This is a genomic window from Halomonas sp. NCCP-2165 (assembly GCF_023708045.1).
Taxonomy (GTDB): Bacteria; Pseudomonadota; Gammaproteobacteria; order Pseudomonadales; family Halomonadaceae; genus Bisbaumannia; species Bisbaumannia pacifica.
This window is the reverse complement of sequence record NZ_BRCY01000010.1, coordinates 91057-111108: the sequence shown is the minus strand read 5'-3', so window position 1 is coordinate 111108 and position 20052 is coordinate 91057. Positions and strand designations below refer to the sequence as shown.

Sequence of the window (20052 nt, the reverse complement as noted above, 5' to 3'; positions counted from 1 at the left end):
GCGGCCCCGGACCGGGCCGCCTCCCTGTCGGCCCTCCAGGCCGGCGGCGAGCGTCCCGCCCCCCTCGCCCCTGCCCTGGCCACCCAGGCCCCGCTGCCCAGCGCTGAGCCGGCCCTGGACCCCGGCCTAAGCCGCACGATCGGTATCGAGGCGGGGCTCCCGGGGGCGAGTCAGGGCGGCGCCGCGACATCCCAGGCGGGGCTTTCACAAGGGCTTTCACAAGGGCTCTCTCAGGGCCTCCCCCAGGGCCTGGCCGCCACCGCCAGCCTGAGCGCCCCGCTGGCGACCCAGGCCTGGGAGCAGCAGCTCGGCCAGCAGCTGATCGGCCTGGCACAGCGTGGTGGCCAGGTGGAGCTGCACCTGCACCCCGCCGAGCTGGGGCCGCTGTCGGTGAGCCTCAAGCTCGGCGACCAGGGCGCCCAGGCGCAGTTCCTCTCCGCCCATGCCCAGGTGCGCCAGGCGGTGGAACAGGCCCTGCCGCAGCTCCGCGAGGCCCTGGCCGAGCAGGGCATCCAGCTGGCCGACACCTCGGTGGGTGAACAGCGCGGCGAACGTCACGACGGCTTCCTCGCCCGGGGCGAGTCCGGCGCAGGGGGCGGCGAGCCCCAGGCGGATGAGGCCCCGGCACCGAGCGGTGACAGCGGTCGTCAGGCGGCCAGCCTGGCCGCCAGCCTGCGCGGCGGCGTCGATCTCTTCGCCTGAGGCAAGGGCGACAAACCCCGGAGATAGGGCGCTTCCCCCGCCCTGTTCGATTCATCGGGCCCGAGCCGGCTAGGGCATACTCGGGCCCTCTGTAGACAAGGAGTACCCATGGCGAACGCGACGGCAAAGGCCGGCGGCTCCCGCAAGACGGCCTGGCTGATTGCCCTACTGGTGATCCTGGTAGCGGCGGTGGCGGCGGTGAATGTCTATCTGCTGCTGGAACAGCGCGGCACCGCCCAGGCCAGCGCGGCCGAGGCGGCCCCGGCGGTGGCCCCCAGCCCGATCTTCGTGCGGGTCGATCCCTTCACCGTCAACCTGCAGAGCGAGCGCTACAGCGATCGCCTGCTCTATGTGGGCCTGACCCTCAAGGTGGGCGACGAAACCACCCAGCGCATCCTCGAGGAGCACCTGCCGCTGGTACGCAGCCGCCTGCTGCTGCTGTTCTCCGAGCAGTTCGACGAGGACCTGATCGCCCCCGGGGGTCGCCGGGCCCTGGCCGAGGAGGTGCTGCGCCTCTTCGACGAGCCCCTGACCCAGCCCCAGCCGGAACTGGCGGTGCAAGAGGTGCTCTTCACCGAGTTTATCGTGCAATAACCCACAGGCGCTTCCGCACCATGTCTCAAGACGATCTGCTCTCGCAGGAAGAAATCGATGCCCTCCTCAAGGGCGTCAGCGGCGAGGAGGACGGCCCCGGGGAGAACAGCGGGGAGTCCTCGCGCATTCGCCCCTACGACCCGGCCACCCAGCATCGGGTGATCCGCGAGCGACTGCAGGCGCTGGATATCATCAACGAGCGCTTCGCCCGCCAGTTCCGCATGGGGCTGTTCAACCTGATGCGCCGCAGCGCCGATATTACCGTGGGAGCGGTGCGCTACCAGAGCTACAGCGATTTCTCGCGCAATGTGCCGGTGCCCACCAATATCAACCTGATCGGCATGAAGCCGCTGCGCGGCTCGGCCCTGGTGGTCTTTCCTCCGACCCTGGTCTTCATGGTGGTCGACAACCTCTTCGGCGGTGACGGGCGATTCGTCACCAAGTCCGAGGGGCGCGAGTTCACGCATACCGAACAGCGCATCATCCGGCGCATCCTCAACCTGGCCCTGGACAGCTACCAGGAGGCCTGGAAGTCGGTCTATCCCCTGGAGATCAGCTTCCTGCGCTCGGAGATGCAGGCCAAGTTCGCCAATATCACCAACTCGCCCAACGAGATCGTGGTCAACACCAACTTCCATCTGGAAGTGGGCAACCTGGCCAGCGATTTCCAGATCTGCATGCCCTTCTCGATGATCGAGCCGCTGCGGGACCTGCTGGCCAACCCCATGAGCGACTCCCAGGAGGGCGGCGACCACAAGCAGTGGACCCAGCGCATGGCCGGGGAGCTGCGCCAGTCCGAGGTGGAACTGGTGGCCGAGTTCACCACCCTGCCCTCGCAGATCGCCGAGGTGCTCTCCCTTCAGGAAGGGGATGTCCTGCCCCTGGAACTCCCCGACACGGTCACCGCCCATGTGGATGGCGTGCCGGTAATGGAGTGCGACTACGGCAGCCAGAACGGCCAGCGCGCGCTGCGCGTGAAACGCATGATCGACCACCTCTCCCAGCACGTGCCCACCAAGACCGACTTCGTCAAGGGCGCCGTGTCGAAAGCCAAGGAAGCCAAGCATGACTGATCCCAACAAGCCCGACGATCAGAAACCCACCGAGGACGCCTGGGCCGACGCCATGGCCGAGCAGCAGGCCGCCGAGGGCAAGACGCCTGCCGAAGAGGTCGATCCCTGGGCCGAGGCGATGGCCGAGCAGCAGGCCGCCGAGGGCAAGAGCGACGCCGAGGAGGCCGATCCCTGGGCCGACGCCCTGGCCGAACAGGGCGCCGGCGAGGATCAGGCGCCCCGGGCCCAGGCCGCCGGCGAGCAGGTCTTCCGCCCCCTGGGCGACGGCGGCCCCGCCGGTGCCCCGCGGGACCTCGAGATGATCATGGATATCCCGGTCAAGCTCACCGTGGAGCTGGGCCGCACCCGCATCACCATCAAGCAGCTGCTGGAGCTGGCCCAGGGCTCGGTGATCGAACTGGATGGCCTGGCCGGCGAGCCCATGGATATCCTGATCAACGGCTACCTGATCGCCCAGGGTGAGGTGGTGGTGGTGGATGACAAGTACGGCATCCGTATCACCGAGATCATCACCCCCTCCGAGCGCGTCCAGAAACTGAACCGATGAGCGACGCCAGCGATACCGCCCTCGCCGGGGGCGAGGCCCTGGTGGGCCTGGCCACCCTCGGCAAGACCGCCGCCGCCCTGGCCCTGGTGCTGGGGCTGATCTTCCTCTCCCGCTTGCTGTTGACCCGGCTGGGGCCGGGGCGTCGCGGCCAGGCACTCGGCCTCCGGGTAGTGGCCAGCGCCCCCCTGGGCGGCAAGGAGCGGGTGGTGGTGGTGGAGGTGGATGACACCTGGCTGGTGCTGGGCGTGAGCGCCGGCGGCGTGACCCCGCTGCATCGCCTGCCGGCCCGGGAGGCCAGCGCCGATAAGGCCCTGGCCCGGGGCCTGGATGAGGCCGACCAGGGTGGCTTCGGCGAGCGCTTCGCCGCGGCCCTGAAGCACAACCTGGGTGGCCGGGGAGGGCGTCATGGGGATCGCTAGGTCGCGCCTGCTGCGCCTGTGGCCCTTGCTGGCCCTGCTGCTGGCCTGGCCCGGCCTGGGCCTGGCCCAGGAACTGCCCGGGATCACCAGCCGCCCCCTGGAGGATGGCGGTCAGCAGTGGTCGATGTCCCTGCAGACCCTGCTGCTGCTCAGCAGCATGGCCTTCCTGCCGGCGCTGCTGCTGATGATGACCTGCTTCACCCGCATCATCATCGTGCTGAGCCTGCTGCGCATCGCCATGGGCACCCAGTCCACGCCCCCCAACCAGATCCTGCTGGGCCTGGCGCTGTTTCTGACCTTCTTCGTGATGTCCCCGGTGTTCGGCCAGGTCCATGAGCTGGCCTGGGCCCCGCTGAGCGCCGGCGAGATCAACTTCGATGCCTTCCTGGCCATCGCCGCCGAGCCCTTCCGGGAATTCATGCTCGGCCAGACCCGGGAACCGGACCTGGCGATGTTCGCCGACCTGGCCGGGGCAGGCCCCTTCCAGGGGCCCGAGGACGTGCCCCTGCAGGTGCTGGTGCCCTCCTTCGTCACCAGCGAGCTGAAGACCGCCTTCCAGATCGGCTTCACCATCTTTATTCCCTTCCTGATCATCGACCTGGTGGTGGCCAGCGTGCTGATGTCGCTGGGCATGATGATGGTGCCGCCGGCGACCATCTCGCTGCCCTTCAAGCTGATGCTCTTCGTGCTGGTGGACGGCTGGCAGCTGATCATCGGCTCGCTGGCGGAAAGTTTCTATATCTAGGCCCCCGGGCAAGGAGCGACCCATGACCCCCGAAATGGTGATGAGCCTGGCCTACCAGGGCATGCAGGTGACCCTGTGGCTGGCGGGGCCTTTGCTGCTGACCGCGCTGAGCACCGGCCTGCTGGTCAGCCTCTTCCAGGCCGCCACCCAGATCAACGAGATGACTCTCTCCTTTATCCCCAAGATCCTCGGGGTCTTCGCCGTGCTGGTGATCTCCGGCCCCTGGCTGCTCAAGCGCATCACCGACTTCACCCGCGACCTCTTCGGCAATATTCCGACGATGATCTCCTGAGATGGTCGAGGTCACCTTCGCCCAGCTACAGGCCTGGCTGGTCGCCTTCCTGTGGCCCTTGATGCGCATCACCGGCTTTATGCTGGCCGCCCCCCTGTGGGGCCACTCCAGCGTCCCCAACCCGGTGAAGATCGCCTTCGCCGTGCTGGTGACGGTGGCCGCCGCCCCGCTGCTGCCGCCCCTGCCCCAGGTACCGCTGATCTCCTGGGCGAGCCTGGGCATCGTGGTGGAGCAGCTGATCATCGGCATCGCCATCGGCCTGGTGATGCAGGTGACCCTGGCGGTGGTGCAGGCCACCGGCGAGTTTATCGGTCTCTCCATGGGCCTGGCCTTCGCCACCTTCTTCGATCCCTCCAGCGGCACCAATACCATGGTGCTCTCCCGGGTGCTCTACATGATCACCCTGCTGATGTTCCTGGCCTTCGACGGCCACCTGGTGGTGCTGGAGATCCTGGTGCGCAGCTTCAGCCTGCTGCCCATCGGCCTCCAGGGCCTCAACCCTGGGGCCTTCGAGATGCTGGCCCGCTATGGCGGCACCATCCTGATCTCGGGCATGCTGCTGGCCCTGCCGGTGATGGGCGCCCTGCTGGTGATCAGCCTGTCGCTGGGCATCCTCAACCGCTCGGCGCCCCAGCTCACCGTCTTCAATATCGGCTTCCCCACCTCGCTGACCGTGGGGCTCTTCCTGCTGATGATCCTGATGACCGACCTGGGGCGCTTCCTGTCGCGACTCTTCGCCCAGGGCATCGACTTTATCTATCGGCTGCTCGAGGCCCTGGCGCCGCTGGCCTGACGCCTTATCAAAAAAGGGCCGCCCCTGCCGGTCGGTATAAACGCGCCGATGGCGAGAGCCATTCGACGGCGACCAAGGCTCCATACGCTGCAATAGAAAAAGCGCCCCCGAGACGATTCGAGGGCGCTCCTGCCATATCCGATGTGCCCGGAGCGTCGGATGCGCCTTCGGCTTATCCGACCTACAGCTGGTCGAAGAGGGAGACGCCCTGAATATCGACGAAGGCCTTCTGGGCCGCCATCAGCCCCACCTGGCGCAGGCTGTAGTCGGCGGCGGCCTCCACATAGTCGAGGTCGACCAGATCGGAGAGGGTCTGCTCGTAGTTGAGCATGCGGTTGCCGGCCACGCTGTCCACCACGTCCAGCTCGTTGAGCCGCGCCCCCACCGAGGCCCGCACGGTGAGGATATTGTCCTGGGCGTTGTCCAGCTCGCGCAGGCTGGTATTGAGGGTATTGCGCAATGCCGCCTTCTCGGCGGGGGTGTCGGCGGGCGTCTCCAGCACGGCGATGGCGTTCTCCAGGGTGCGGAACAGGTCCGGCTCCATCTCGGTGGCGCGGCCCAGGGTCAGCTCGTCACCATCCGCGGGCGTCCCCTCGAGCTCCACCGCCATCCCGGCGACTTCGATACGGGTTCCTTCGCTATAAGCCCCCGTCTGCACGCTGGCGCCTCCGGCATCGAAGATCTCGTAGTCGAAGCCGCCGGCACCATCGTCGCTAAAGACGATGCGGTGCTGCTGACCATAGGCGGGGTCGGTGAGGTCCGTGGTCAGGGGCGAGCCGTAGGTGACATTGCCGGCGTTGCCGCCGTCCGCCTTGGCCAAGAGGCCGGCGCTGGCATGCACGCTCTGGAAGATATCGGCGCCGGTATCGGTGACCGGCATCTTGCGCGCGGCATCGATCTGCTGCTCGCGATTGCGGCTGTCGCCCTCGTACTGCACGGCGCCGCCGGCATCCTTGGCGAAGGGCGGCGCGTCGTCCCGGTAGCCGCCGAACAAATAACGGCCGTTGCCATCGGTGCTGTTGGCCTGGCCCAGCAGGGACTCGTAGAGCCCCTTGAGTTCGCTGGCCACGGAGTTGCGATCCACGTCGCTCAGGGTATCGCTGGAGGCCTGCAGCAGCAGGGTCTTGGCGCGGGTGATGCCGTCGTTGGCGCTGTTGAGCACGCTCTCGCTCTGGGCCAGGGCATTGCGGGCGCTGACCCGGGCGTCCATGTACTGCTGGGTCACCGCCTTGGCCTGATCGACCCCCACGGCGCGGGACGCCGCCTGGGGGTCGTCGGAGGGCTTGTTGACCCGCTTGCCGCTGGCGATCTGCTGGCCGATCTCCAGGAAGGCGCCCTGCTGACGGTTGAGGCTGTTGACGTTCTGCTGGAACAGGGTCTGGGTACTGATACGCATGAAAATTCCTCGCCGCCTTAGCTACGCAGGTTGAGCAGGGTATCGATGATGGTGGTGCCGGTCTCGATCACCTTGGCGTTGGCCATGTAGTACTGCTGATAGCGCATCAGGTTGGCGGCCTCCTCGTCCAGGTTGACCCCGGACTCGGACTGCTGCACCGCGCTGAGCTGATCTGTCAGCCCCTGCTGGGCCTCGGCATTGACCTTGACGATATTGGTGCGGTTGCCCACGTCGCTGACCAGGGCGCCATAGGCCTGGCTAAAGGTCGCGCCGCCGCCCACCAGTTGCTTGTCCTGCAGTTCCTGCATCGCCAGGGCATTGCGGTTGTCGCCGCTGAGGTCCTCTGTCCCGGCGGCGATCTTCGAGGTATCGCCGATCAGGTTGTCCATGCCGCCGGCGGCGCCCTTGAGGGGCTGCACATTGAAGCGATCGCCGGCACCGGGGGGACCGTTCTGGATGGTGATCTCCAGCCCGCCGAAGGCAAGGGTGGGCGGCGTCGCGGCACCGTCGTAATTGACATCGGCGGGATCCAGGGTCTCCCCGGTATCCTGGCGGGTCACCACATAATTGCCGCCGTCGTAGACCACGTCATAACCGGTGGCGGCCAGGTGGGTCAGGTCGCCGGGCCCACCCACCGGATCCTTGTAGGTGCCGAAGGCCACATCCAGGGAGGCGGTGCCGCCATTGCTCTCGTGGTTAAAGGCCTGGGGCTGGCCGAGACCGAACATATCGCCGCCGGCATCGCCGTTGAGGTCGATCCCCTGGCGGTGCTGGACATTGAAGGCCTCGGCCAGGGAGACGGCCATCTGGCCGAGCTGATTCTGCACCCGGTCCAGGCTCTCGGTGCGGAAGGTCATGATGCCGCCCAGGGTACCGCCCTGGATGACGTCTTCCTCGAGCTTGGTCAGGTTACCCGCCGGATCGCGATAGCCGATGATGGTGCGCTCGGGGTCGCTGGCGTCGCTGACCGCCTCCAGCTTGAAGGCCTGGGTCCCCGCCACCAGCGGCTGGCCATTGGGCAGGCTGACGTTATAGCTCTTGCCGTCCTGGATAGTGAGGCGCAGGTCGAGGCGTTCGCTCATCTCGTGGACCAGGTGGTCGCGCTGATTGAGCAGGCTATTGGGCGCCTCGCCGCTGCGTGCCCGGGCCAGGGCGATCTCGCGATTGAGGTAGGCCAGCTCCTCGGTGGCGTTGTTGATCTGGGTGATCTCGTCGCGGATCAGCCCATTGACGCCGTCCTGCATGTCCGCCAGGTAGCCGTCGAAGGAGCGGAACTGGGCGCTCAGGGTATTGGCACTGCCGATCACCCCCTGGCGGGCCGCCGGGTCGGAGGGGGCCCCGGCCAGGTCCTCCAGCGACGAGAAGAAGTTCTGCATCAGCGGCGCCAGGCCGGCGTCGCGATCGGCCAGCAGGCTGTCGATCTGGCTGATCTGGCTCTGGTAGGTATTGAGTGCCGACGACTTGCTGGTGGCGGCATTGAGCTGCCCCGCCACGTACTGGTTGAACTGGCGCTGGATGTCCTGCACCTGGACGCCGCCGTTGCCGCCGCGCCCCTCGCTGAGGATGGTCAGCTCCCGGTTGTAGCCCGGGGTGTAGACATTGGTGATGTTGTTGCCGGTGGTGGCCAGGGCGTTCTGGGCGGCATTGAGGCCGCTGACGCCGATGGAGAACAGGCTCATCCTTCGCTTCCCTTGAAGATGTTGGTTTTCTTATCGGCCGTGCCGCGACTTACTTTAGGCTTATCGCAGATCAGCGTGAATCCACGACATGGCAGAGCCTCGGCTTGCTATTGTGGGAGTTTGGCTATGCCGAACAATTGGCGCCGCCAGGCGCCTCGGGGCTCGCCAGGATCGCCCTGCGGGCGATATCGCGCGGAATCCGCGCTCCCACAATAGGGTTCGCGCCAGAGTGCGAAGAACCAAACTGTAGGTCCGGCCTGGCTAGGTCCGGGCCGGCTTAGCGGCTGGCCAGCCGCGGCCCCTCCGGCAGCGGCCCCAGGCTGTCCATGATGCTGATCAGCTTGTCGGCATACTGGGGGTCGGTGGCATAGCCGCCGGCCTGCAGGGCGTGGGCGGCCTGGCGGGCATTGCCCGCCGCCGTGACCCCGGCGTAGCGGGGGTTGTCGCCGATCAGCCGCGCATAGTCGGTAAAGGCCTCGGCGTAGGAGTCATAGACCCGGAAGCGGTCGCTGATGCGGGTGCGCTGGCCATCGAGATACTCGTGGGTGACGATCTCGGTGGTCTCGCCCCGCCAGTGCCGACCGGCCTTGATGCCGAAGAGGTTATGGCTCTCGCCGCCGTCCCGGGTGGGAATGCCGCGCCGTCCCCAGCCGGTCTCCAGGGCCGCCTGGGCCAGGATCAACTCGGCGGGCACCCCGCTGGCCTCGCTGGCGCGCCGGGCCGGCTCGGCCAGGCGCTCGACGAAGGCCTGCACATGCTCGGCCCGCTCGCCACCAGCGGCCCGCCCGGCGGGGGCCTCCACCGGGGGCTCGCTGGGCACCGGCTCAGCGCCGCCCGCCGGGCGGGCCGCCAGGGCCTGCATAAAGTCGGCGGGGGCCTGCTCGCCCATCGACATCAGGGGGCGCGGCGTGCCCCGCGGAATGCCGGCGATCAGCTCGCTTTCCCGCTCGTTCGGCGCTACCGATCCCAGGTGGCCCTCCAGCTGACGCACCAGCGCCTCGGCCAGGCCCATGCCGCCGCCCCGGGCGCTCAGGTGCTGGGCGAGTTGCTGGTCATGCAGCTCGGTATAGAAGCGGGTCTGCTGACTGTTCATCAGATCGCTGTCGGGGATGGCGGCGCGCATGCTCTTGAGCATGCGCTGCAGGAACAGCGCCTCGAACTGCTGGGCGGCCCCCTCGAGGCCGGCCCGCTCGTCCTGGCGGGCGGTGTGGCGCAGGCGCTGGATGCCCTGCACATCCAGGGCGAACTGGCCGGAGAGGTCGTTGGCGCTCATCACAGGATCTCCAGTTCGGCGCGCAGGGAACCGGCGGCCTTCAGGGCCTCGAGGATCGACATCAGGTCCTGGGGCGTGGCACCCAGGGCGTTGAGGGCATTGACCACCTCGGTGAGGTCGGCGCCCTCCACCACCCGCAGGTAGGCGTCCTGTTCCTGCACGCGGATCTCGCTGTCCGGCACCACCACCGTGGTGCCCTCGCCGAAGGGCGCCGGCTGGCTGACCTGGAACTGGGTATCGATGGTGATGGAGAGGTTGCCGTGGGCCACGGCGGCGCGATGCAGGCGCACGGCGCCATTGAGCACCACCGAGCCGGTGCGCGAGTTGACCACCACCCGCGCCGGGGCCTCGGTGGGGGTCACGTCCAGGCTCTCGATCCGAGCCATGAAGCCGACCCGGGCATTATCGTCGAGGGGACCATCCAGGGCGATCACCCGACCGTCCCGGGCCGAGGCCACCACCCGACCGAATTCGCGATTGATGGCCGCGACCACCCGCTGGGCGGTGCCGAAGTCGGCTTCCTTGAGCTCCAGCTCCAGCAGGCCGCCGTTGGCGCCCAGGTTGAGGGGCACCTCGCGCTCCACCATGGCGCCACCGGCGATCCGCCCGCTGGCCTGATGATTGACCTGCACCGAGCTCCCCCCCGCCTCGGCGCCGGCGCCGCCCACCAGCAGATTGCCCTGGGCGATGGCGTAGGTATCGCCGTCGGCGCCCTTGAGGGGGGTCATCAGCAGGGTGCCGCCGCGCAGGCTGCGGGCGTTGCCCACCGAGGAGACCACCACGTCGAGGCGCTGCCCGGGCCGCGAAAAGGGCGGCAGGTCGGCGGTGACCATTACCGCCGCCACGTTGCGCAGCTGCATATTGGTCCCCGCCGGCACGGTGACGCCGAGCTGGGAGAGCATATTGGTCAGGCTCTGGCCGGTGAAGGGCGCCTGCATGGTCTGGTCGCCGGTACCGTCCAGGCCCACCACCAGGCCATAGCCCACCAGGACGTTGTCGCGTACCCCGGCGAAGTTGGCCAGCTCGCGGATGCGTTCGGCCTGGGCCGGCAGGGCCAGCAGCCACAACAGCCCCAGAATCAGCAGGCGGGTGGCGAGTCGAGGTAGCGGTCGGGTCGGGGTCATCATAGGGGCGGCCCGTCAGAAGGGTGAAATATTCAGGAAGAAGCGCTGCAGCCAGCCCATGTGCTGGGCCTCGTTGATATAGCCATCGCCCACGTACTCGATGCGGGCATCGGCCACCTGGGTGGAGGGCACGCTGTTCTGGGCGGTGATGGTGCGCGGGTTGACCACCCCGGAGAAGCGGATGAATTCGGTGCCCTGGTTGATGGCGATCTGCTTCTCGCCGCGCACCCGCAGGTTGCCGTTGTTCATCACCTCCAGCACCGACACCGTGATGGTGCCGGTAAAGGAGTTGTTGGCCTGGGAGCCACCGCCGCCATCGAAGTCGCTGGCCCCGGAGAGGTCGAAGCCGTACTCGGCGAGGGTCTCCAGGGCGTCGGGCAGGGTATCGAGCTCGAGGCTCGCCGAGCCGTTGCGGTCGGCATTGGTGCGGGCGTTCTTGCTGGCGCTGACCTCTTCGTCCAGCACGATGGTGAGGATATCCCCCACCATGCGCGGGCGACGATCCTCGAACAGCGGCTGATAACCGCGACGCTCCTGATAGATGGAACCGTTGGCCACCGGCGCCGGGCGGTCGGGAATGCTGATCTGCTCCTGCTCCCCCACCACCGAGGCGTGGGGGATCTGGGCACAGCCGGCCAGTGCCAGCAGCGTCAGGGCGAGCAGGACCGGGCCGAGGTGTCGCATCGTGGCTCCCATGGCGTCAAGGCATCCTTTAGAGCTGGGCCAGGCGGGCCAGCATCTCGTCGCTGGTCTGCACCGCCTTGCTGTTGATCTCGTAGGCCCGCTGGGTCTGGATCATGCTGACCATCTCCTCCACCACGTTGACGTTGGAGGTCTCCACATAGCCCTGCATCAGGGTGCCGGTGCCGTTCATGCCCGGCAGGCTCTCGTTGCGCGGGCCGGAGGCGGTGGTCTCCCGGTAGAGGTTGCCGCCGATGCTCTCCAGGCCGGTGGGATTGACGAAGGTGGAGAGCGAGAGCTGCCCCACCTCCTGGCTCTGGGAGTCGCCGGGCACCCGCACGCTGACGATGCCGTCCTCGCCGATGGAGATCGACAGGGCGTTCTGGGGAATGATGATCGCCGGCTCCACGGGGTAGCCGTTGGCGGTGACCATCTGGCCGTTCTGGTCGAGCTGGAAGCTGCCGTCCCGGGTATAGCCGGTGGTGCCGTCCGGCATCAGCACCTGGAAGAAGCCGTTACCCTCGATGGCCAGGTCCCGGGAGTTGCCGGTGGCCTCGAGCCCACCCTGGGAGTGCAGGCGCTCGGTGGCCACCGGGCGCACCCCGGTGCCCACCTGCATGCCGGAGGGCAGGCGGTTCTGGATATCGTTGTTGGCGCCGGGCTGACGCAGGTTCTGGTAGAGCAGGTCCTCGAACACCGCCCGGGAACGCTTGAAGCCGTTGGTGCCGACGTTGGCCAGGTTGTTGGAGATCACGTCCATCTGGACCTGCTGCGACTCCAGGCCGGTCTTGGCGGTCCACAGTGAAGAAATCATCGTTGTGTCGTCCTTAGTATCCGGTTAGCCCTGCAGGGAGAGCAGGCTGTTAGCACGCTGGGCATTCTCGTCGGCGCTGGAGATCACCTTCATCTGCATCTCGTAGCGCCGCGCCACGTCGATCATCGAGACCATCGACTCGATGGCGCTGACGTTGCTGCCTTCCAGGGTGCCGCTGGCCAGGCGCACGGCCTCGTCCTGGGGCAGTGCCCCGGCGGGGGCGCGAAAGAGGCCGTCGTCGCCGCGCACCAGGGCCGCCTCGCCGGGGTCGACCAGCTTGATGCGCCCCACGTCCACCAGGGCATCCGCCTGCTGGCCCTCGCCGATGGCGCTGACGGTGCCGTCGGCGCCCATCGAGAGCCGGGCACCGAGGGGCACCACCATGGGGCCGCCATCGCCGATCACCGGGTGGCCGGCGATGCGCAGCACGCCGTCGCCGTCCACCTGGATATCGCCGCGGCGGGTATAGGCCTCGCTGCCGTCCGGGGCCTGCACCGCCAGCCAGCCATCGCCCTCGATGGCCACGTCCAGGTCACGCCCGGTGGTGCTCATGGGCCCCGGCGAGAAGTCGGCCCCCGGGGTGGTGGCGGCCACCGACACTCGGGTCGGCAGCAGGCCATCGCCCTGCACCGGCACCGCGCGCATGGCGTGCAGCTGGGCGCGGAAGCCGCTGGTGCCGGCATTGGCCAGGTTGTGGCTGACCACCGCCTGCTGGTCCATGCTCTGCTTGGCGCCGCTCATGGCGGTATAGAGGATACGATCCATGGCTCAGGCTCCCATCAGCGCAGGTTGATGGCGGTCTGCAGGACCTCATCCTGGGTCTTGATGGTCTGGGAGTTGGCCTGGTAGGCGCGCTGGGTGACGATCATCTCCACCAGCTCCCGGGCCATGTCCACGTTGGAGGTCTCGATGGCCCCGGACTGGATGGCGCCCAGCACCCCGGCCCCCGGCGTGCCGAGCAGCTCCTGGCCGGAGGCCTGGGTGGCGGTCCAGCCGTTATCCCCCTCGGCACTCAGGCCCTCGGGGTTGCGGAAGTTGGCCAGCACGATCTGCCCGGCGGCCACCGACTGCTCGTTGGAGTAGTTGCGCATCACGGTGCCATCCTCCTGGATGGCGATGCCCACCAGGGTGCCGGAGGTATAACCATCCTGATCGAGGTCATTCACCGTGGAGGTATTGGCGAACTGGGTAGAGCCGGTCTGGTTAAAGGCGATATCCAGGGCATCGAACTCGGCACCCAGATTGAGGTTCATATTCACCTGACCACCGCTCACCAGAGCACCGTTGGTATTGAAACCCAAGCTGGTAACTTCTTCAGCGAGGATCTCAGGGGCGCCGGCCGGTCCACCGCTAAGGCGCGCATCGACGCGCCATTCGTTGCCGGCGGTCTTGGTATAGAAGAGGGTCAGGTTGCGGGCATTGCCCTGGGAATCGAAGACGCTGGCCGAGGTGGAGTAGCTATAGGTCGTCGAATCACTCGGATCGAACGTGGAGGCAACCGAATCATAGGGAGCCGCCAAGGCCGTTGCCGGAGATTCGGTTCCGGTTCCCTGATCGATCGCTACCGGGTCGCCATTGGCATCACGACCGATTTCATAGGTCGTACCACCATCCACAAAGGTCACGACGGTTCCACTCTCATCTTCGAGTCGACCAGCGGCATTGAATGAATACGCATCCCCATTGCCATCCACCCAGGCAGGAATGACCGCCTCGCCGGCATCCAGATTGAGCTTGATATTCAGATTATCGGTGGCATTGGCCGGCATATCGTCGGAGGGCACGTTCAGGACCACCGGCTCGCCCCCGGCGGCGACCGCCGAGAAGGGGTCGTTGGCATCTTCCAGGCCATAGCCCATCAGCTTGGCGCCCTGGGCATTGATCAGGTCGCCGTCGGCATTCAGGGAGAGCTGGCCGTTGCGGGAGTAGAGCACCTCGCCACCGCCCTGCTGGAAGCGGTAGAAGCCCTGGCCGGCGATGGCCAGGTCCAGGTTGCGGTTGGTGCTCTCGATATTGCCATCCTTGAAGTTCTGCAGCACCGCGCTGACCCGGGTGCCCAGCCCCACGGAGCCGGCGTAGACGTCGGCGAACTGGGCGCCGGAGCTCTTGAAGCCCACGGTCTGGGAGTTGGCGATATTGTTGCCCACCACGTCCAGCTTGGCGGCGGCGGAGTTCAAACCACTCAATGCCTGGGAAAAGCCCATCTCAACTTCCTCTGCGTCGATGAATAATGCGGGTGTCGCGCCCTGGCCGGACGTCGTTATGAGGTTCTGGCGCTACAGGATCTGCTTGATGTCATCCAGGCCCACCTGGCCATAGACGCCGCCCAGGTCGAGCCGCACGCCGTTGTCGCTCGGCGTCACCCCGCCCACCACGGCGTAGTGCAGGGCGTCGACGCTCACGGAATCCTCGCCCTGGGTGGCCTCGATACGCACCCGATAGGCGCCCGGCGCGGCGATCTCGCCGTCGCTGGTCTCACCATCCCAGCTGAAGGAGTGGACGCCGGCGTCCACCGCCCCCAGCTCGTAGCGATTGATCACCTGGCCGCTGTCATCGACGATGGTCGCCGTGACATTATCCGCAGGCGCCGCCAGTTCCACGCCGAAGGGGGTGGTATGGGCATTGCCCTCGTCATCGGTCTGCAGCAGCACCCGGTTCCCCGGCACCATCACCCCCTTGCCGATCAGGGCACTGGCCTGCAGCTGCTGCCCCGCATCGATCTGGGAGGTGATGCCGTCGAGGGTCTCGTTGAGCTGCTCGATACCGCTGACGGTATTGATCTGCGCCAGCTGCGAGGTCATCTCCGCGTTCTCCATGGGATTGAGCGGATCCTGATTCTGCAGCTGGGTGATCAACAGGGTCATGAAACTCTCGCGGAGCTCCTGGGACTGGCGCGGCCCCAGGCCGGCGTTGCCGCCGCCATTGACGCTGTTGAGGACGTTATTGCCGATCGGCGAGGTCATGGCTTAGCCCTCGCCCAGGGTCAGGGTCTTGAGCATCAGCTGCTTGCTGGTACTCATGACCTCGACATTGGCCTGATAGGAGCGCGAGGCGGAGATCATATTGACCATCTCGTGGGCCGGCTCGACGTTGGGCAGGGTCACATAGCCCTGATCATCGGCCAGGGGATGCTCGGGGCGATACTCCATGCGCATGGGGCTGGGGTCTTCCACCACCTGGGAGACACGCACCCCGCCGACTCCGTGGCGGCCCTGCGCCTGGGTCTCGAACATCACCTGCTTGGCGCGATAGGCCTCGCCATCGGGCCCGGCGACGCTATCGGCGTTGGCCAGGTTGCTGGCGGTCACGTTCATGCGCTGGGCCTGGGCGCTCATCGCCGACCCGGAAATATCGAAGACGGAAAACATCGACATCTGGCTGCTCCTTTAGCCGAGGGACGATCACTCGGGCTGCATGGCGTTCTTGAGGCCCTGGATACGGCTGTTGATCAGGGTCAGGGCGGCCTGATACCGCACCGCGTTATCGGCAAACTGGGTACGCTCGCGGTCCATGTCCACGGTGTTGCCGTCCAGGCTGGGCTGGTCCGGCACCCGGTAGAGGAGGTCATGGAAGCCGCCGCTGGCCATGCCCTGGCTCGGCAGATGCCGCGCCGAGGTGGTGGCCAGTGCGAGGCCGCCGCTGGCCCGCCCCTGGCTCATCACCCGGGAGAGCTCGCCGGCGAAGTCGATATCCCGCGCCTTGTAGTTGGGGGTATCGGCGTTGGCGATATTGCTGGCCAGCACCTCATGGCGCTGACTGCGCAGGTTCAGGGCCTCCTGATGGAGGCGCAGCGACTCAGACAGCCGATCGATCATGGGCACGTCCCCGTAGCCGATAGAAAAAGACGAGGGTGAAGGATAGCCAGGCCATTGTCAGGGCAAAGGGATAAACAGCCGCGGAATTCACGGTCAATTCATCTGCTATGGCCCCGCCAGGCAGCATAGAATCGTAGTCCACACTCCTTCCTGGCGACGCCCTATGTCTCTGCTGACGCGCGTGCTGCTCTTGCCCCTGGCGCTGCTCCTGGCCCTGCCGGCGGTGGCCCGCGGCGACGATGCCCCCCTGCTCGAGGCGGTCCATGCCTTCCTGTACGAGCAGAGCCGGGCACTCGGCGACGAGGTGATGATCGAGGTGCATCCGCCGGCGGGCCGGTTCCCCGCCTGCCAGGCGCCGGAGCCCTTCCTCCCCGGTCAGCGGGAGCTTGCCCCGGGGCGGGTCTCGGTGGGCGTACGCTGCGGCGAAGAAGGCCGCCGGGTACGCTACCTGCAGGCCGAGCTCAGCGTCTTCGGCGAGTACCCGGTGGCGGCGCGGGACCTGGCCGCCGGCGACACCCTCGAGCGCGACGACCTGCGCCTGGCGCGCGGCGACCTGGGGCGCCTGCCACGCCGGGCAGTGCGCGAGATCGAGGCGGCCCTGGGCCAGCAGTTGACTCGCCCCCTGAGAGAAGGCAGCCACCTGCTGGAGGCGATGCTGCGCACCGAGCCCCTGGTGGAACGTCGCCAGCGGGTGGTGGTCGAGGCGCGGGGCCAGGGCTTTCGCGTCACCCGCGAGGGCGAGGCCCTGGAGGCCGGGGGCCGCGGCGAGCGGGTGCGGGTACGCCTGGCCAACCGCGAGATCATCGAGGCCGAGGTGATCGGCGACGCTCGCCTGGCCGTTATCTTTTAGTGGCGTCGCCCGAGGCGGGAATTTTCTTGAGGGCGGGGTTAAAGTCAGCGGCGCGTGCGCCGATAATAGAAGCAGGCACCCCGGCGAGAGGCATTAGGCGTGAAGATCGACAACTCCCATCCCCCCCAGCGGCCCACCCAGCTGGAATCCCAGCGTCAGGAGAAGGCGGCCCCCAAGAGCGCGAGCGGCCAGCCCACGCCGGCGGCGGTGGCGCACCTCAGCCAGCAGGCCCAGGACAGCCGTCAGGATATCGATAACGTACGGGTCAACGAGATTCGCCAGGCGATCAGCGAGGGGCGCCTGGAGATTCGCGCCGAGCGCATCGCCGACGGCCTGATCGAGAGCCTCAAGGAGCTCTGATGAGCCTCGCCGCGCACCTTTCCCGCCAGCAACGACGCCTCGATGCCCTGCTCGACGCCCTGCGCCAGGAGACCGCCGCCCTCGCCCGGGCCCAGGTGGATGGCGACGAGCTGGCTGGCCTGGCCGAGACCAAGCAGCGCCTGTTCGGGGAGCTCGACACCCTGGAGACGCAGCGCCGCCAGGCCCAGGCCAGGCTGGGCTACCCGGAGGGGCGCGAGGGCGCCCGCCAGGCCGCCCTCGATGCCGGCTGCCCGGACGCCTGGCAGGCGCTGATGGCCCTGGCCGAGCGGGTTCGCGAGCTCAATGCCACCAATGGCGAGCTGATCCTCGAGCGCATGCGCCAGAATCAGCAGATGCTCGACTTCCTGCGCGACGCCGCCGGCAAGCCCCTCTATGGCCCCGACGGCCAGGCCCGCAAACGTGCCAGCCGGGTCAGCTCTCAGGCCTGATCTCCCGTGCCGGATACCATGACGCCCGGTCCCTCGAGTCGAGGGGCCGGGCGTCGGGGGTTTTTCGGTTTTTTTCGAGTGGCTCAGGCCGCCTCGAGGGTGACCTCGTAGCCGGTAAACTTGCGCAGGTTGATCACCCCGCTGTCGAGGATCAGGTACTGCCCCTTGAGCCCCATCAGGGTGCCCTCCACCACCGGCTTCTTGTCGAAGTTGTGGGAGACGATCTTGCGCGGGAATTCCAGCACCGGGTAGTCGAGCGCGACCGGGGCGGCCTCCAGCACGCGGATCGCCTCGTCGCCGAAGCGCTCGCGCAGCGCCGCCAGGCCGCTATCCAGCCGCGCCAGCAACCGCTCCCGCTCGGCGACCAGGTCCAGGGGCTCGACCTCCCCCTTGAGCATGGCCCGCCAGTTGGTGCGATCGGCCACCTCCTCCTTGAACAGCATCTCCACGAAACCGGACTGTTGGCGGGTCGCCACCTCGAGGATCGGCAAGGCCTGGATGGCGCCCTGGTCGAGCCAGCGGGTCGGCACCTGGGTCCCCCGGGTGATGCCCACCTTGAGTCCGGAGGAGTTGGCCAGATAGACCACATGGGGCTGGAAGCAGTGGCGCTCGGCCCAGGCCGGCTCGCGGCAGGTGCCGGCGAAGAAGTGACAGGTCTCCGGCTTGACGATGCAGGTGTCGCACTGGGCGAGCTTCTTGAAGCAGGGATAGCAGTAGCCCTGGGCGAAGCTCTTCCTGGTGGCCCGGCCACAGTGGGTGCAGGCGATGGCGCCGCTCCAGGTCAGCCGCAGCGGCCGACCGAGGCGCTCATTGAGGTCGATGCGCCAGTCGCCGGCGCGCAGCGCATAGCGGGCCGGCTCGCCCCCCGCCCCCGGTTCGATGGCCATCTTGCTCAGGCAGCCGCTGGCCAGCGTGGTCAGTTCACCCACTTGATCTCGTCCTCGCCATCCTGCTGGGAGGCGCAACCGGCGCGCTCCAGGTAACCGACCCGCGACGCTTCCGGCACCGCGTGCTCCACCTCGTACTTGAGCACCGCCTCCAGGCAGAGCTCCAGCTGCGCCTCGCTGAGGCGGCGCCCATCGGGCCACTTGCGCAGTTCCACCGCCTGCTTGAGGCTGGCATAGATCGCCGGGGTCATCTGGCGAATCATCTTTTCGAAGGTCATCTCGCTCATGGTCACTTCCTCAGGATTGGCGGGCCCGGGCCGAATCATACCAGCCCAGGATCAGGCCCACGACCAGCCCGCCCAGATGGGCCTCGTTGGCCACGTTGCCGAAGCCCACCGCCGCGGCCATGTCGGTCATGGTGAAGACCATCCAGCCGAGCATAAAGACCACCAGCATCTGGGGCACGAAGAAGCCGCTGCCGGGGGCGCGCCGCGACATCAGCCACACATAGCCGAGCAGAGCGAAGTCGACCCCGGACATGCCGCCGAAGAGCACCGTGCCGGTGGCGTACTGGGCCAGGTTGCCGCCCACCCCGCTCAACAGCACGATCAGCAGCATGCGCCCCCGGCCCCGCAGCGCCTCGATCTGGCGGCCGAAGTACCAGAGCCAGAGCATATTGAAGATCAGGTGCATCCAGCCGAAGTGCAGCAGCGCCGGGGTAAACAGCCGCCAGGGCTGGCCGAGGAGGACATCGCTCATGTCGCCCACCACCAGGCTGCCCCGGGCCACCGCCAGGGGCACGATGGCAAGCCAGGCGATGACCAGATCGCCGAACAGGGCCATGAGTCCGAAGACCGCCAGGCAGGCGGCCAGCAGGCTGGCGGTGACCGGTGCCAGGCGGAAAGGCACCAACCAGGCGGGGGCCTGGGCCGCGGCGCGCGGAGCCCGCCCCTGGGGCATCAGCGGCTCGCCGCGCCGCCAGCGCTCGATGAGTTGCAGCAGCTGTTGATACTGGTCGGGATCGGCCAGCCACAGGGTGTAGCCCTCCTCGTCCTCGGTGAAGCGGTGGCCGATGCGGTGGGCCCAGAGGGCCTGACGCAGCGGGCGGGTATCCACATCGCGGGGCAGGGTCAACGCCTTGTACATGGGGCATGCGGTCCTCGAAGGGTTCCCGGCTAGTTTACCATCGGCGTTGCCAGCGTCGGTAAGCAGGCCGCCGCGGCCACCAGGCCATCCCGGCCGGCGTCTTCCTATGCTGGGGCCCGGGGCTACCCTGGGGGCAGGCACCCGGGAGGCCGGCCCCTCGCAAAGACGCTGTGAATCCGTCCATGGACGCTCGACTTTTTCCTGCGGCGCTACGCCATCCTGCTCCGCTTGCAGGGCCGGGGTAGGCCATCCATGGCCTACCCGTTCGGAGCAGTGCTCCTCACCCCTGAAAAAGACGCTTTGCTCCGGCCTGTCCCCAGCGCCCCTAAGCAATTCAAACGGTGATGCCATAGCCGGGCCTAAGAAACTAATGGAGTAGCCTCGACCGGAAACGGGATCAGCGGGCCGCAGCG

At 67.6% G+C, this 20052-nt stretch carries 25 protein-coding genes; 11 read left to right on the top strand and 14 right to left on the bottom strand.

Annotated elements, in window-relative coordinates; genetic code table 11:
- From NFU04_RS07475 to fliR, 8 genes are all read left to right on the top strand, one after another.
- Window positions 1-702: flagellar hook-length control protein FliK (locus NFU04_RS07475; protein WP_251308874.1), on the top strand; the 702-nt coding region annotated here is incomplete at its 5' end.
- 108 nt (window positions 703-810) lie between these two features.
- Window positions 811-1296, top strand: coding sequence for a flagellar basal body-associated protein FliL (fliL, locus tag NFU04_RS07470; protein ID WP_251308873.1), 486 nt, complete (start codon window positions 811-813; stop codon window positions 1294-1296).
- Between the two features lie 20 nt (window positions 1297-1316).
- A complete protein-coding gene (gene fliM / locus NFU04_RS07465) occupies window positions 1317-2369 on the top strand; it encodes a flagellar motor switch protein FliM (RefSeq protein ID WP_251308872.1) in 1053 nt (350 codons plus the stop codon).
- The gene (gene fliN / locus NFU04_RS07460) at window positions 2362-2916 is read left to right on the top strand and encodes a flagellar motor switch protein FliN (RefSeq protein ID WP_251308871.1); all 555 of its coding nucleotides are present in this window, start codon (window positions 2362-2364) and stop codon (window positions 2914-2916) included. Before fliM ends, fliN begins: the two co-directional genes overlap by 8 nt.
- Window positions 2913-3335 carry a flagellar biosynthetic protein FliO gene (gene fliO / locus NFU04_RS07455; RefSeq protein WP_251308870.1) on the top strand — a complete coding sequence of 141 codons (423 nt, stop codon included), beginning with the start codon at window positions 2913-2915 and terminating at the stop codon, window positions 3333-3335. Before fliN ends, fliO begins: the two co-directional genes overlap by 4 nt.
- Window positions 3322-4080 (top strand): flagellar type III secretion system pore protein FliP, encoded by a 759-nt coding sequence (fliP, locus tag NFU04_RS07450; RefSeq protein ID WP_251308869.1) that lies wholly within the window; start codon window positions 3322-3324, stop codon window positions 4078-4080. The genes fliO and fliP overlap by 14 nt, the downstream gene beginning before the upstream one ends.
- 22 nt (window positions 4081-4102) lie before the next feature.
- Window positions 4103-4372 (top strand): flagellar biosynthesis protein FliQ, encoded by a 270-nt coding sequence (gene fliQ, locus NFU04_RS07445; protein ID WP_146803344.1) that lies wholly within the window; start codon window positions 4103-4105, stop codon window positions 4370-4372.
- Window position 4373: 1 nt separating this feature from the next.
- Window positions 4374-5165: a flagellar biosynthetic protein FliR gene (fliR, locus tag NFU04_RS07440; protein ID WP_251308868.1), complete on the top strand. Its 792-nt coding sequence runs from the start codon at window positions 4374-4376 to the stop codon at window positions 5163-5165.
- A gap of 181 nt (window positions 5166-5346) precedes the next feature.
- Here fliR and flgL read toward each other — a convergent pair whose 3' ends face one another.
- From flgL to flgB, 11 genes are all read right to left on the bottom strand, one after another.
- On the bottom strand, window positions 5347-6561 hold the full coding sequence (flgL, locus tag NFU04_RS07435) for a flagellar hook-associated protein FlgL (RefSeq protein ID WP_251308867.1): 1215 nt from the start codon (window positions 6559-6561) through the stop codon (window positions 5347-5349).
- Between the two features lie 17 nt (window positions 6562-6578).
- On the bottom strand, window positions 6579-8240 hold the full coding sequence (gene flgK, locus NFU04_RS07430; protein ID WP_251308866.1) for a flagellar hook-associated protein FlgK: 1662 nt from the start codon (window positions 8238-8240) through the stop codon (window positions 6579-6581).
- Between the two features lie 277 nt (window positions 8241-8517).
- The gene (gene flgJ, locus NFU04_RS07425) at window positions 8518-9513 is read right to left on the bottom strand and encodes a flagellar assembly peptidoglycan hydrolase FlgJ (protein ID WP_251308865.1); all 996 of its coding nucleotides are present in this window, start codon (window positions 9511-9513) and stop codon (window positions 8518-8520) included.
- Window positions 9513-10640, bottom strand: coding sequence for a flagellar basal body P-ring protein FlgI (locus tag NFU04_RS07420; RefSeq protein ID WP_285835129.1), 1128 nt, complete (start codon window positions 10638-10640; stop codon window positions 9513-9515). Before NFU04_RS07420 ends, flgJ begins: the two co-directional genes overlap by 1 nt.
- A gap of 12 nt (window positions 10641-10652) precedes the next feature.
- A complete protein-coding gene (locus NFU04_RS07415; protein ID WP_244945914.1) occupies window positions 10653-11321 on the bottom strand; it encodes a flagellar basal body L-ring protein FlgH in 669 nt (222 codons plus the stop codon).
- Between the two features lie 28 nt (window positions 11322-11349).
- Window positions 11350-12132, bottom strand: a complete 783-nt coding sequence (flgG, locus tag NFU04_RS07410; protein ID WP_251308864.1) for a flagellar basal-body rod protein FlgG — start codon at window positions 12130-12132, stop codon at window positions 11350-11352.
- Between the two features lie 24 nt (window positions 12133-12156).
- Entirely contained in the window at window positions 12157-12897 is a 741-nt protein-coding gene (locus NFU04_RS07405; RefSeq protein ID WP_251308863.1) for a flagellar basal body rod protein FlgF, read from the bottom strand.
- A gap of 14 nt (window positions 12898-12911) precedes the next feature.
- A complete protein-coding gene (locus tag NFU04_RS07400) occupies window positions 12912-14336 on the bottom strand; it encodes a flagellar hook protein FlgE (protein ID WP_251308862.1) in 1425 nt (474 codons plus the stop codon).
- A 72-nt stretch (window positions 14337-14408) separates the two neighbouring features.
- Window positions 14409-15095 carry a flagellar hook assembly protein FlgD gene (flgD, locus tag NFU04_RS07395; RefSeq protein ID WP_251308861.1) on the bottom strand — a complete coding sequence of 229 codons (687 nt, stop codon included), beginning with the start codon at window positions 15093-15095 and terminating at the stop codon, window positions 14409-14411.
- A 3-nt stretch (window positions 15096-15098) separates the two neighbouring features.
- Window positions 15099-15506 (bottom strand): flagellar basal body rod protein FlgC, encoded by a 408-nt coding sequence (gene flgC, locus NFU04_RS07390; RefSeq protein ID WP_251308860.1) that lies wholly within the window; start codon window positions 15504-15506, stop codon window positions 15099-15101.
- A gap of 27 nt (window positions 15507-15533) precedes the next feature.
- Entirely contained in the window at window positions 15534-15947 is a 414-nt protein-coding gene (flgB, locus tag NFU04_RS07385; protein WP_251308859.1) for a flagellar basal body rod protein FlgB, read from the bottom strand.
- A 163-nt stretch (window positions 15948-16110) separates the two neighbouring features.
- Between flgB and flgA the strand changes: the two genes are divergently transcribed.
- The 3 genes from flgA (at window position 16111) to NFU04_RS07370 (ending at window position 17606) form a co-directional block, all read left to right on the top strand.
- On the top strand, window positions 16111-16797 hold the full coding sequence (flgA, locus tag NFU04_RS07380; protein WP_251308858.1) for a flagellar basal body P-ring formation chaperone FlgA: 687 nt from the start codon (window positions 16111-16113) through the stop codon (window positions 16795-16797).
- Between the two features lie 99 nt (window positions 16798-16896).
- Complete coding sequence (gene flgM / locus NFU04_RS07375) at window positions 16897-17157, top strand: flagellar biosynthesis anti-sigma factor FlgM (protein ID WP_146803330.1); 261 nt, start codon at window positions 16897-16899, stop codon at window positions 17155-17157.
- Window positions 17157-17606, top strand: coding sequence for a flagella synthesis protein FlgN (locus tag NFU04_RS07370; protein WP_251308857.1), 450 nt, complete (start codon window positions 17157-17159; stop codon window positions 17604-17606). The genes flgM and NFU04_RS07370 overlap by 1 nt, the downstream gene beginning before the upstream one ends.
- Window positions 17607-17689: 83 nt before the next feature.
- On the opposite strand, the gene NFU04_RS07365 is transcribed toward NFU04_RS07370, so the two are convergent.
- Genes NFU04_RS07365 through NFU04_RS07355 form a run of 3 tightly spaced genes read right to left on the bottom strand, consistent with a single transcriptional unit; the run spans window position 17690 to window position 19639 of the window.
- Entirely contained in the window at window positions 17690-18493 is an 804-nt protein-coding gene (locus tag NFU04_RS07365; RefSeq protein ID WP_251308878.1) for a DUF2797 domain-containing protein, read from the bottom strand.
- 29 nt (window positions 18494-18522) lie between these two features.
- Window positions 18523-18780, bottom strand: coding sequence for a YeaC family protein (locus NFU04_RS07360; RefSeq protein ID WP_251308856.1), 258 nt, complete (start codon window positions 18778-18780; stop codon window positions 18523-18525).
- Window positions 18781-18790: 10 nt separating this feature from the next.
- The gene (locus NFU04_RS07355) at window positions 18791-19639 is read right to left on the bottom strand and encodes a rhomboid family intramembrane serine protease (protein WP_251308855.1); all 849 of its coding nucleotides are present in this window, start codon (window positions 19637-19639) and stop codon (window positions 18791-18793) included.
- Window positions 19640-20052: the final 413 nt, after the last annotated feature.